This window comes from Autumnicola lenta, assembly GCF_031846515.1.
In the GTDB taxonomy this organism is placed as follows: Bacteria; Bacteroidota; Bacteroidia; order Flavobacteriales; family Flavobacteriaceae; genus Autumnicola; species Autumnicola lenta.
Genome location: NZ_JAVRHO010000005.1, coordinates 65,059 through 77,571 on the forward strand (window position 1 = coordinate 65,059; position 12,513 = coordinate 77,571).

General features: G+C 39.0%; 10 protein-coding genes. 9 read left to right on the forward strand and 1 reads right to left on the reverse strand.

Annotated features, from left to right (window positions below; translation table 11 throughout):
• Positions 1 to 46 precede the first annotated feature (46 nt).
• The 3 genes from RM545_RS04560 to RM545_RS04570 all read left to right on the forward strand — a co-directional run bounded on the left by RM545_RS04560 (position 47) and on the right by RM545_RS04570 (position 4,112).
• Complete coding sequence (locus RM545_RS04560; protein WP_311494139.1) at positions 47 to 2,449, forward strand: alpha-ketoacid dehydrogenase subunit alpha/beta; 2,403 nt, start codon at positions 47 to 49, stop codon at positions 2,447 to 2,449.
• A gap of 301 nt (positions 2,450 to 2,750) precedes the next feature.
• Positions 2,751 to 3,017, forward strand: coding sequence for a response regulator transcription factor (locus RM545_RS04565; RefSeq protein ID WP_311494140.1), 267 nt, complete (start codon positions 2,751 to 2,753; stop codon positions 3,015 to 3,017).
• A 207-nt stretch (positions 3,018 to 3,224) separates the two neighbouring features.
• On the forward strand, positions 3,225 to 4,112 hold the full coding sequence (locus RM545_RS04570) for an alpha/beta fold hydrolase (protein WP_311494141.1): 888 nt from the start codon (positions 3,225 to 3,227) through the stop codon (positions 4,110 to 4,112).
• 353 nt (positions 4,113 to 4,465) lie between these two features.
• Here RM545_RS04570 and RM545_RS04575 read toward each other — a convergent pair whose 3' ends face one another.
• Positions 4,466 to 4,630: a hypothetical protein gene (locus RM545_RS04575; protein WP_311494142.1), complete on the reverse strand. Its 165-nt coding sequence runs from the start codon at positions 4,628 to 4,630 to the stop codon at positions 4,466 to 4,468.
• Between the two features lie 266 nt (positions 4,631 to 4,896).
• Between RM545_RS04575 and dnaK the strand changes: the two genes are divergently transcribed.
• The 6 genes from dnaK to RM545_RS04605 all read left to right on the forward strand — a co-directional run bounded on the left by dnaK (position 4,897) and on the right by RM545_RS04605 (position 12,450).
• Positions 4,897 to 6,831 carry a molecular chaperone DnaK gene (dnaK, locus tag RM545_RS04580; protein ID WP_311494143.1) on the forward strand — a complete coding sequence of 645 codons (1,935 nt, stop codon included), beginning with the start codon at positions 4,897 to 4,899 and terminating at the stop codon, positions 6,829 to 6,831.
• 237 nt (positions 6,832 to 7,068) lie between these two features.
• Entirely contained in the window at positions 7,069 to 7,668 is a 600-nt protein-coding gene (locus RM545_RS04585) for a hypothetical protein (protein WP_311494144.1), read from the forward strand.
• A gap of 141 nt (positions 7,669 to 7,809) precedes the next feature.
• Entirely contained in the window at positions 7,810 to 8,202 is a 393-nt protein-coding gene (locus tag RM545_RS04590) for a hypothetical protein (protein ID WP_311494145.1), read from the forward strand.
• Between the two features lie 160 nt (positions 8,203 to 8,362).
• Positions 8,363 to 8,749 (forward strand): hypothetical protein, encoded by a 387-nt coding sequence (locus RM545_RS04595; RefSeq protein ID WP_311494146.1) that lies wholly within the window; start codon positions 8,363 to 8,365, stop codon positions 8,747 to 8,749.
• Positions 8,750 to 8,938: 189 nt separating this feature from the next.
• Positions 8,939 to 10,519, forward strand: a complete 1,581-nt coding sequence (locus tag RM545_RS04600; RefSeq protein ID WP_311494147.1) for a PhoX family protein — start codon at positions 8,939 to 8,941, stop codon at positions 10,517 to 10,519.
• A gap of 71 nt (positions 10,520 to 10,590) precedes the next feature.
• Positions 10,591 to 12,450, forward strand: a complete 1,860-nt coding sequence (locus tag RM545_RS04605) for a cytochrome-c peroxidase (RefSeq protein WP_311494148.1) — start codon at positions 10,591 to 10,593, stop codon at positions 12,448 to 12,450.
• Positions 12,451 to 12,513 lie beyond the last annotated feature (63 nt).

A 12,513-nucleotide genomic window follows, 5' to 3' on the forward strand; every position in this document is an offset into this window, starting at 1 on the left:
ACAGTCATACTTTTCATTATATTTGTGAGGATCCAAAAATAAGTTCATGCATAGCGAAACTAAAACAAAAGATTCCATTTCATTCGAAGATTTTAAGGCTCAGGTTCTGGAAGATTATAAAATTGCTGCTACCAGTCGGGAATGTAGTATCCTGGGCAGACGGGAAGTGCTCACGGGAAAAGCAAAATTTGGCATTTTTGGAGATGGTAAAGAATTACCACAGTTGGCTATGGCCAAAGCTTTTAAAAATGGTGATTTTAGATCGGGATATTACCGCGATCAAACCTTCATGATGGCTATTAATGAACTTTCAATTCAGGAGTTCTTCGCCGGTTTATACGCCGATACCGATATCGAAAACGAACCGATGTCTGCCGGCCGGCAAATGGGAGGTCATTTTACCACACACAGCTTAAACAAAGACGGCAGCTGGAAAAATTTAATTCAGCAAAAAAATTCCAGTGCAGATATTTCCCCTACGGCCGGACAAATGCCAAGATTATTAGGTCTTGCCCAGGCCTCTAAAATCTACAGAAATGTTGAAGGTATCCCATCTGAAAAGTTTTCAGATAATGGAAATGAAGTAGCCTGGGGAACAATAGGTAATGCCAGCACCAGTGAAGGCCATTTTTGGGAAACGATAAATGCTGCCGGAGTTTTACAGGTGCCCATGGTAATGAGTGTATGGGATGATGAGTACGGAATTTCCGTTCATGCCCGCCATCAAACCACAAAGGAAAGCATTTCGGAAATCCTGAAAGGCTTCCAGCGGGATCAGGAAAACGATGGTTATGAAATAATGGTTGTAAAAGGCTGGGATTATGTTGCTTTGGTCGAGACATATGAAAAAGCTGCGAAAATTGCCAGAATTGAACATTGTCCCGTTTTAATTCACGTTAAAGAACTTACACAGCCCCAGGGTCATTCCACTTCGGGTTCTCACGAGCGTTATAAAAGTGAAGACCGGCTTAATTGGGAAAAGGAATATGATTGTAATATAAAGTTTAGGGAGTGGATTATAGATAATCAGTTTTCTACCAAAGAAGAGTTGGATGAAATTGATAAAAGAATTAAACGGAAAGTTAGAGAAGGAAAAAGAGAAGCCTGGGTGAATGCACTCGCTCCCGTTCGTAAAGATCATAAAGAACTTGTAAAGCTTTTGTCTAAAGTTGCACAAAGCAGTCCGAATAGAAAAGTTATATCAGAAATTAAAGATAAGCTGGCGGCTAACAGAGAATCTATTAAAAAGGATATTATGTCTGCCGCCAGGAGGGTGCTTCGCTCTGTTATTGGAGAAGAAACTCCCGAAAAGCAGGAATTAATGGATTGGACCCAGAAATTTGCGCTGCAAAGTGAAGAAGAATATAACAGTTATCTTTATGAAGAAAATGATTCAAAAAATCAACTCATTGAACCAGAGTACGAGCCAGGTGCAGTAGAAGTTGACGCCAGGGTAATCTTAAGAGATAATTTCGATGCTATTTTTGGTTCCCGTCCCGAGACTTTAATTTTTGGGGAAGATGCGGGAGAAATAGGAGATGTTAACCAGGGGCTGGAGGGCCTGCAGGCAAAATACGGAAAAATGCGTGTTGCAGATGTTGGAATACGTGAAGCAACTATTTTAGGACAGGGAATTGGAATGGCCTTAAGAGGCCTGCGACCAATTGCTGAAATTCAATATTTGGATTATGTAATGTATGCACTTCAGACAATGAGTGATGACCTCTCCACACTTCTTTACAGAACAAAAGGAAAACAAAGAGCTCCACTTATTGTAAGAACAAGAGGCCACCGGCTGGAAGGCATATGGCATAGTGGCTCCCAATTGGGTGGTTTAATACATTTGCTTCGAGGGATGTACATCCTGGTGCCGCGCAACATGACAAAAGCAGCTGGTTTTTATAATACTTTATTAGATATAGACACACCGGCACTGGTGATAGAGTGCCTCAATGGTTATCGTCTTAAAGAAAAATTACCTGGCAATCTGGGAAAACTGAAAACGCCTATTGGTGTAACCGAAACAGTTAGAAAAGGGAAAGATCTCACCATTGTTTCTTATGGATCCACACTTAGGATAGTTGAACAAACTGCCCAGGAACTGGAAGAAATAGGGATTGACGTAGAAATAATAGACGTACAGTCGCTTCTTCCTTTTGATTTAGATCATGATATTGTAAAAAGTGTAAAAAAGACAAATAGATTGTTAGTTATAGATGAAGATGTACCGGGCGGTGCTTCAGCATATATTTTACAGAAAATTCTGGAAGAGCAGGATGCTTACCGTTACCTGGATAGTAAACCGCAAACGCTTACAGCCAAGGAACATCGTCCCGCGTATGCAACAGATGGTGATTATTTTTCTAAGCCATCTTCTGATGATATTTTCGAAAAAGTTTACGGAATCATGCATGAGGCAAATCCTGAAAAATTCCCGAAGTTGCGATAACTTATTAGAATATCCAATTTTTCACGAGCCACGAACACTTACAAAATTGTAGTTCGTGGCTTTTCTCTTTTACCTACAAAGTTTTAATTAAACTCCGTCTGAATAAAACCTGGTCTTCCCTGCTTTGCTGATTTACTTTCCCACGAATTTCAGGAGATCGAAAATTGCCATTTTTTAATAGCGCCCATTTTACTATTGAACAGCATGTGTTTTGCATTGAAACATTTGTTTCCCATCTTAATATTACTAGTACAAACAAAGTTTCTTTTATTCATAGGAATGGTGGAAAAAGTTTTACAATATGGACATTTTCAAAGGAAAATTTGATCCCGAAGACGCTGACAGTAGCACCGATTTTTCAAAGCTTCTTACGAATAAGGAGAAACAGATAGTGGAAGAATTATCCAGAGGATTAAATGCGGAACAGATCGCAGAGGAAATGAATCTTTCTCCACATACCATAAAAACTCACAGAAGAAATATTCTTCAAAAAACAGAATGTACCAATACAACTGAATTAGTGGCAAAGAATCTCATAAACGGAACTATTTCCCCTGGATTAGAATAATACTGAACCGTAAATTAGTTGGTGTGTTTGATTTACTATGCTTCTCCTATTACAAAACCAGCTGACAACCATTTCAAAGATCAGGCTGAACATTAACCTATAATTATAATTTGCAATTTGAATTCTGCTACTAAGAGTCGTAATTTTAGGTGGAGATCATATTGATTTCCTCATCTTTAAGTACAATAGAAAAAATCAAAGCGCACCATGGGAGATAGCAAAAAGAATAAAATTGAAGATGTTATTCATAAGCACGAACAGTCCGGAAAATATTTTGAAGTAGACGGACAAAAAACCTTCGCTCTGGATTTTGGAGAGGGTGAGGTGGTTTTATGCATCCACGGTGTCCCCACTTCCTCTTTTTTATACCGAAAAGTACTGCGTTCCCTTGCTGATAAAGGTTACAGGGGAATTTCGATAGATCTTCCCGGTCTCGGGCTGTCTGCACGTCCTAAAGATTTTAACTATACATTTTCTAATTTTGCTGAATTTCTCTCCAAAGCAATAAAAGCACTGGATGTAAAAAAATTTCATCTGGTAGTTCACGATATAGGCGGGCCTGTTGGTTTCGTACTTGCTGCCAGGCAATTGGAAAACATACTTTCCCTTACTATCCTTAATACCTGGGTAGATGTGGTGAACTTTAAAAAGCCACTTCCTATGCGCCCCTTTGAAAAGAAAATTTTAGGTGATGCTCAATTAAAAATGATGACTCGTGAAACATGGCCTGTCATGTTCTCCAAACTCGGAGTTTCAGATTCAAATAAAATACCTTCGGAAGAAATTAAAGCTTACGTAGATCTTCTAAAAAGAGAGGACAACGGAAAGGCATTTCTAAAAATAATGCGGCAATTCCCGGACTCTACTGAATTTAGGGATACCTGTTTACAGGCTGTTCAGGGTACGCCCTACCCTATTCAGGCAATTTGGGGAGAAGAAGATCCCGGCCTGACCTACGAACGTTACGGTAAAGAAATCGAAAAGATGGCAGATCTTAAAGAAATGACGCTTCTCCCTTCAAAACATTTCCTCCAGGAGGAAGTTTGGGAAGAAATAGCAGTCAAAATAGATGAACTGGCCAAAACAGCTTATTAAGATCTTTTGCAACTTTTAATGTGAATCTTTTGTAGTGTTGAAAATTTAGCTTGAGCAATTAAGATCAGCAAATATTTGAACTTTCCTAACTAATGTTATCCGGTTTTACATATCAATTCGCGCCTTTCCTGTGGGATTAAATCTGATCGATATCTTTCAAACTTAACAGTGTTTTTTTCGTAAATGATCATGTGAGCGTTCTTTGTTGTAATTTGTTACAGCTCTTTTATTTTACAGACTGTAATAACAGACTCTATGAATTATCGGCGGGCGACTTTTCTTCTGAAGATCGATAATTGCCATTTTTGGAGCATGGCTCTACGAATCGTAAAATATTTCTAGAGATAGCTTCTTCAGATTACGCGGGCGCCATTGTTTATTTTAGCTTTTTCACCTCTTAACTCTTTTACTTCTTTCAGAAGGCGTGGCAGAAACTCCAGGTCGAAAATTGCTATTTTTCGAACCTCCCTTTGTCCAGCGTGAACTTTCCACTTTTCACTCTTCACTCCTTTGCTCACTACTCACCCTTTGATTCCTTGACTCATTAACTTTTTCACTTTTCGACTTTTCACTTTCCCATTAAAATGCATTAGGGATAGGAGCGGCATCCCGCGAATTTTTCTTCGCGGATACAGCGGATAGCCCGGCCCGTAATGAAATGGAGGGAATGCCATTATAATTAAAGTATTTCTGACATCCTGTCATAACTTTTCCGCTGGCATAAAGATTGACTTTAACTGATCGAGAAATTGAAACAATAACATAAAAATCAACGTATAAAGTTATGAGTAAAATAATTGGAATTGACTTAGGTACGACCAACTCTTGCGTTGCCGTAATGGAAGGTAACGAACCAACGGTTATACCTAATGCCGAAGGAAAAAGAACTACACCTTCTGTAATTGCATTTGTAGAGGGTGGCGAAATAAAAGTAGGGGATCCTGCAAAACGTCAGGCTGTAACCAACCCACAAAAAACTATTTCGTCTATTAAGCGTTTTATGGGGAATAAATTTTCTGAATCTGAAAGAGAAGCAGGAAGGGTTCCTTATAAAGTAGTAAAAGGAGATAATGACACTCCGCGTGTAGATGTGGACGGAAGAAAATATACTCCGCAGGAACTTTCTGCAATGGTACTTCAGAAAATGAAGAAAACCGCAGAAGATTATCTTGGACAGGACGTAACGGAAGCGGTAATTACCGTGCCAGCTTACTTTAACGATTCCCAGCGTCAGGCTACAAAAGAAGCCGGGGAAATCGCCGGACTAAAAGTTAGCCGAATTATAAACGAGCCAACCGCAGCAGCACTTGCTTACGGACTGGATAAAAAATCCCAGGATCAGAAAATTGCTGTTTATGACCTTGGTGGTGGTACCTTTGATATTTCTATTCTAGAATTAGGAGACGGAGTTTTTGAAGTACTTTCTACTAACGGGGATACGCACCTTGGTGGTGATGATTTTGATGAGGTAATTATCGATTGGTTGGCTGATACTTTTCAAAAGGCAGAAGATATCGACTTAAGAAAAGACCCGATGGCACTTCAGCGTTTAAAAGAAGCTGCTGAAAAGGCAAAAATCGAGTTGTCTTCTTCAAGCCAGACAGAAATCAACCTTCCTTATGTAACTGCAACTTCAAGCGGACCTAAGCACTTGGTAGAGACTCTTACAAGATCTAAGTTCGAACAACTTGCCGATACTTTGGTAAAGCGTTCTATGGATCCTGTACAGAAAGCCTTAAAAGATGCCGGTCTTTCTAAAAGCGACATCGATGAGGTGATCTTAGTTGGTGGTTCTACACGTATTCCTAAAATTCAGGAAGAAGTAGAGGCTTTCTTTGGAAAAAAACCTTCTAAAGGAGTAAACCCAGATGAGGTTGTGGCAATTGGTGCTGCTATCCAGGGTGGTGTATTAACAGGAGATGTAAAAGATGTATTGCTTCTTGATGTTACTCCGCTTTCTTTAGGTATTGAAACAATGGGTGGTGTGAATACAAAGCTTATTGAATCTAACACGACAATCCCGACTAAAAAATCACAGACATTCTCTACCGCGGCAGATAATCAGCCTTCTGTAGAAATCCACGTGTTGCAGGGTGAGCGTCCAATGGCGACAGATAATAAAACAATTGGTAGGTTCCACTTAGACGGAATTCCACCAGCGCCAAGAGGAACACCTCAAATTGAAGTGACTTTCGATATTGATGCCAACGGTATTATTAAAGTAAGCGCTACAGATAAAGCAACTGGAAAATCTCAGGACATTAGGATCGAGGCTTCTTCAGGATTAACCGAAGAGGAAATCGAGAAAATGAAGAAAGAGGCTGAAGCCAATGCTGAAACCGATAAAAAAGCCAAGGAGAAAGTTGATAAGCTAAATGAAGCCGATGCTATGATCTTCCAGACTGAAAAGCAACTGAAAGAATTTGGTGATAAGATTTCTGAAGATAAGAAAAAGCCGGTTGAAGATGCACTTGCAGAGCTTAAAACAGCTTACGAAACTAAAGAAATCGAGCAAATCTCTCCTGCTTTGGATAAATTGAATGAAGCCTGGAAAACAGCTTCTGAAGAAATGTACAAAGCACAAGCCGAAGCCCAGGGTGGCCAGGCCGGAGGACCACAAGGTGGACCGGGAGCCGGAGCTCAGGGAGGACAAGCCGGAGGTGGTGAAGCCAAAGGTGGAGACGATGTAGAAGACGTAGACTTCGAAGAAGTCAAGTAGCCTGTCCTGAGTTTATCGAAGGGTAGACTTCGAGGAGGTGAAGTAAGCAGAGAATAGATTTTGCATAGCAAAATCTTGTGTATCGCTTATCCAGACAAGGGAGGATCTTCCCTCCTATCTTCCTTAAAAGTGGAGGAATTATAAAAGCAAAAGCGCAATCATTAATTTGATTGCGCTTTTTTTGTTTTTTATGCGCAACCATTCCGGAGTTTCAGCATCTAGTTAAAAACCATTAATATGAAAAGATTTATTTTCTTAATTTTTATTGTACTGGGATGCAGTCCTGAAGCGGAAAAAGACAGTTTTACAGATGATCCGGTTACCCTGAATGTAGGCACCGTCGAAAATTGTGCAGAAACAGAAACACTTTGTGCAATGAGTAATGTATGCGGAGAAGAATTTTTAAATCTGATTGATTATCAATATGTAAGTCCGCAACTGGAATTCACTATGTATTTCAGTTCAGAAATCCAGGATAATCTTTCACTGGAAGTACTACAGAATAATTTCGAATATGTAATTTTTGCTTTACCATTTCCTGAACAAAAAACGGCTACTACTTCTTTTGGTTATAGTAATACAATTACCGCACTGGATAATCCCGGACAGGAAGGTTTCATACTTACAATTGCTGATTACGAAGAAGGTGTTATTAGCGGTACACTTACTGGTAAATTAACCGAAATAAGCAAATATACCAAGTCAGATGATCCTGAATGCATTATGGAAGACGTAGTAGGAGTGTGCGAGGAGGAAATAGCAGTGGAAAAAGAAGTAACTGTTGACTTTAGTTTTTGTCTGGAAAATTATTCCAACTCTGATTCCACGGTTGATTAAATTATTAAAAAAACACTTCTGTAACTGATTGTTGCAGTAACATGAGGAACCGCTTAAAATCTGGCATCTGATGATAACAGAATCAAATTACTTCTCAGAACTTCGGAATAATTTTTTTGAATAACTTAAATCAGATTTACTATGAAAAATGTACTGGCATGCTTATTATTTGTCTCAGGAATCGTGACTTCCTGTGATTATGAAGATGAGGCAATGGATGAAATCAATGCGCAAGCTGAACTTCAGAATGCCTGTACAGCAGAGAATCCTTTGGAACTGGAATGGATGCAGGAGTTGATTGCTGAGTTGCATTGCGGCAATTATGCCTGTAAAGTTGCTATTCTGAAAAGTGAGTATGCAGGGGAAACAGTTTTTTACATTCAGATGGTAGATCCTTTGTGCTTTGGGTTCGAAAAAATAGATTTATACGACTGTGTTGGAGAAAAGGTAAAAGAATTTACTCTTGAAGAAAGCAGGGAGTTTGTAAATAGTCCTGACCATGAAGCTGAACAAATTTTTAGCCGTAATGTGTAAATAAAAACCTTATGGACTGTGTGGTCAAGAAAATCATACTTATGAAATGTAATTCTTTCCTGGTCAGGGAGTAATTCTCATATCGGTTTGTTGTTTACAAGAGAACACACAGAAAATACTACTATAAAATTTCTAACAATATCAAAAACTATATAACCTTATGAAAAAAATAATAATTTTAATCATTGCGATTACTGTATCAATTAGTTGCTCAAATGATGATGACAACAGCAATCAATCTGAAATAGAGATTCGATTATCCAATACCAGTCAGGTCGATTTTAAAAATGTTATAGTAAATACTTCAAATGAATATGTAGCGTTTGGAGATATAGATGCAGGGCAAACTACAGAATACAAAATATTCGAAACCGCCTATAGATATGCCTTTATTGAACTGGAAATAGATGGGGAAACATACACTATCCAGCCAATAGACTACGTTGGAGAAACACCTCTCGAAAATGGCAAATACACCTATCAAATTGATGCGGACGACTCCCAGGCACGATATGGGAAGTTAAATTTGACATTCGTTGAGGATTAAAAAACGGTTTATCAAAACTTTTGATAGATAGTACCTGATTCCAGGATATTTAAGCTTGTCTACTAACACAGGCTTAACCTTCGTAATTTTAAGTTGAACCTTTATTAATACAAGCACTAAAATGAGTTAACGCACATGATCATGGTGGCGGCTAGTTTTGTTAAAACAATAAACTATAAACCAAAAGCCATGAAAAACATGCAAAAACTGATTTTTAAAATTTTTATTTTTTCTATTGTAGTGACATTTTTTAATGCCTGTGAAGTAGAAGACGGGATTGATGGAGTAGACGGAAGGGACGGAGTAGATGGTGTGGATGGAAGAGACGGAGTTGACGGACAGGATGGTGTAGACGGTGAAGACGGGGAGGATCTCGTTAATCAGGCGGGTATTTTTGAAAACAAGTCCAGTGTAGATCCTTTAGTTGCACTTTCACCTCAGTTTAATTTCGTAAAAGCCTATTCCTTACTAAGTACGCCAGATGTTGTAGGAGATGGATTCCAATTAGCAGGTTCTGCAGATGGTGCAGGTTTTCTTAAAGATGGAGACGGTTATATGTATGTGGTAAATTGCGAAGACAGTTATGCAGTGGCAAGAATCCGTCTAGATGAAAATTTTAATCCGGTTTCGGGGGATTATTTATTAGATTCAGGTGTTTCAGATTATGCAAGACAGTGTTCTGCCACTATGTGGGAAGCCGCTATACATGGTGGAAGTAAAGATATCTTTTTATCTGCTTCAGAAAGTTTGCATTATGATGTAAAAGGCATCGATCCATGGGTGGAAACTCCTACCCCAAATGCAGATTTTGGACTGGATGCACTTGGGGAATTCTCATGGGAGAATGCAGTGCCACTTCCGCAAAATGCTTATTCCGGTAAAACTGTAATTGTTGGGGGAGATGATGACTCCAGTAATTCTGAAGGTCAGGTGGTTCTCTATTATTCTGAAAACGGAGATGACGATCTTGAAAATGGAAAAGTTTATGTACTAAGGACAAAAGAGGTTTCAGACGGAGCAGGTGGCTTACAGCCTGTTAATGAGGATGAAATATATTCTGAAGCGCATTTTGATCGAAGTGTTTCTTATGAAGTGGAGTTTGTAGAAATCGAAAATGCTGCCGATATGACCAAAGATGAAGTGGAAGCTGCAAGCAACGATGTTTTAGCTACGCACTTTATGAGGGTTGAAGATGTAGATTACCAAAAAGGATCTGATGCAAACGGAAGAAATGTATTTTTCGCAGTTACCGGCCGCGGCCCAGGTGCCGGAACGTTCAACGATTGGGGTACGGTGTACAAACTGGAATTGGATGAAGAATCTCCGTTAACCGGAAAATTAACTCAGATAGTGAGCGGTAATACAGATACCAACAATATGGATGGGAATCTTGCTGCACTGCAGAGCCCTGATAATATTTGTGTGACTGAGAATTTTGTTTATATTCAGGAAGATCCAAACTCCTTTAGCAGGGGGCATGCTGCACAAATTTACCAAAGTGATCTTAGTGGTAATAACATCCATAAAGTTCTGGAATTGGTGGTGAGACAGGATCTTGCTCCAAACAATAGCACCGGACTTAGCGGGGAGTTTGGGGCACTTATAGACGTATCTGATAAAGTTGGAATTCCCGGAACTTTTATTCTTGCTTTACAGCCGCATTACTGGCAAAGAGAAGAGTATAAAGCTCTTGACGGACACGATTTTTCTGAAGTTTATGAAGATGACCAGGCTTCACAACTTGTTATCTTACAAGGTTTGCCAAGATAAACCTCACTTATTGATATTTAAAACCTCCGCCATTTGTGCGGAGGTTTTCCTATTAATCTAAAATCTGTAAAATGAAATACCACAAGCTTTTTTTGCTTTTGTTTTTTGTTACTTTTTCATCCTGTAAAAATAATGAAGAATATGTAGACCTTGCTATAAATAAAGAACAAGCGAAGAAGATCGTTAATTGGTTAAACACCAGAAGCTTCTATCTGGAAAGTATTGAGAAGTCCATTGCGCACCTGGAGGAACTGGAAAAAATTGGCCATGATAATGCAAAATCGAAGGAGGTTTTTGCCATGGCCCGGTCAGAATTTAAAAAAGCAGAACCTTATGCTTCTTATCTGAATCCGCCCGTTGGTCACAGGGTAAACGGACCTGCTTTACCGGTTTTTCTGGAGGATAACAGCAGGACAATGCCTCCTGTAGGTTTGCAAAAAATAGAGGAAAGTATTTATAAAGGAGGTGTGTCTGAAACAGAATTTTTAGCTGAAGTTGAGGTGACTAAAGGATTAATGATTAACCTTAAAGAAAATATTATTAAGCGGGAACTAAATCCTCAGCGGTTCTTTGTTGCTACACATCAGCAGTTGCTAAGAATTATCAGCTTGTCAATTTCGGGTTTTGATACTCCGGTAAGTCAGTTGGGGTTTGATGAGACCGTCACTTCCCTTCAAAGTTTACTCGAAGTCTATAACAGAAGTATTGCAGGAATAATTATAGAGAGAAATGAGCAGTTAGATAAGGATTTTCAGCAAAAAATAGCTGAAGCGATTACATTTGTTGAACAAGATAAGAACTTCGAAAATTTTGACAGGTTTACTTTTATTCGGGATTATATGAATCCTGTAACTTCTACCTGGGTTGCTGTAAGAAAAGAAAGCAGGCTTTGGGATGGGAAAGTTAGCTCCCCATTCAATTTTGATGCGTCCACTTTTTTTGAAGAAGATTCTTTTAATGCAAATTTCTTTATGCCTGCGATGAACAGGAATCCTTCAGAAAAACAAATTGCTTTGGGAGAGAAACTCTTCTTTGATAAAAACCTTTCTGAAGACAAGAAAATGTCTTGCGCCACCTGTCATGTTCCGGAAAATGCTTATTCAGATGGTATGGTGGCTAATCTGGATAATCAGGGAAATCACCTTCAGCGCAATACTCCCACATTAATAAATGTTGCTTTTCAACAAAGCTTCTTTTGGGACGGTCGTTCAGAAAATTTAATGGATCAGATTTCTTCAGTTTTTACGAACGATAAAGAGTTTAACACGGGCGTACATCAATTTTCAGAAGGGATTCTTGAAGATCCGGCTTATAAAGAAATGATCCGTGAAGCTTTCGGACAAATTTCCGGAAGAAATACCGATGTTATTAAAGCCTTGTCGGCATACATTGCCAGCCTTAATGGTTTTAATTCGAAGTTTGATCGTAACATTCGGGGAGAGGAGAATACTTTTACTGCGGAAGAAAAACATGGTTTTAACCTTTTTATGGGCAAAGCACTTTGCGCCACCTGCCATTTTATGCCGCTTACCAACGGTACGGTACCACCATTTTTTAAGGAGACAGAAAGAGAAGTTATTGGAGTACCCGAAACTGCTCAAAATTTAAAACTGGATGATGATTTTGGTTTCTATTGGAAATACGGAGTAGAAATTCAGAAGGGTATGTTTAAGACACCAACAGTAAGAAATTCTGCTGTAACAGCACCTTATATGCATAACGGAGTTTATGAAACGCTGGAGGAAGTAATCGACTTTTATAACTTAGGTGGAGGAGCAGGATTAGGCTTCGATTTGCCGCACCAAACGTTGCCTTTTGATGAATTGACTCTCGATGACAGCGAACAAAAAGCTCTAATAGCCTATCTCAAAACCCTTACAGATACAGCTGTTTCAGAAACTAGAGAGAAAAACTTACTGGTGAATAATTAATACTGAAAGAATTAATGCGCGTTTTCCTGTCTATTTTCAGGTTATCGCGCTTTTTTTTAGGAG

Excerpts from the sequence above, each read along its gene's own strand:
- RM545_RS04560 (WP_311494139.1), top strand. The coding sequence starts at position 47 with ATGCATAGCGAAACTAAAACAAAAGATTCCATTTCATTCGAAGATTTT.
- RM545_RS04565 (WP_311494140.1), top strand. The coding sequence starts at position 2,751 with ATGGACATTTTCAAAGGAAAATTTGATCCCGAAGACGCTGACAGTAGC.
- RM545_RS04570 (WP_311494141.1), top strand. The coding sequence starts at position 3,225 with ATGGGAGATAGCAAAAAGAATAAAATTGAAGATGTTATTCATAAGCAC.
- dnaK (WP_311494143.1), top strand. The coding sequence starts at position 4,897 with ATGAGTAAAATAATTGGAATTGACTTAGGTACGACCAACTCTTGCGTT.
- RM545_RS04585 (WP_311494144.1), top strand. The coding sequence starts at position 7,069 with ATGAAAAGATTTATTTTCTTAATTTTTATTGTACTGGGATGCAGTCCT.
- RM545_RS04590 (WP_311494145.1), top strand. The coding sequence starts at position 7,810 with ATGAAAAATGTACTGGCATGCTTATTATTTGTCTCAGGAATCGTGACT.
- RM545_RS04595 (WP_311494146.1), top strand. The coding sequence starts at position 8,363 with ATGAAAAAAATAATAATTTTAATCATTGCGATTACTGTATCAATTAGT.
- RM545_RS04600 (WP_311494147.1), top strand. The coding sequence starts at position 8,939 with ATGAAAAACATGCAAAAACTGATTTTTAAAATTTTTATTTTTTCTATT.
- RM545_RS04605 (WP_311494148.1), top strand. The coding sequence starts at position 10,591 with ATGAAATACCACAAGCTTTTTTTGCTTTTGTTTTTTGTTACTTTTTCA.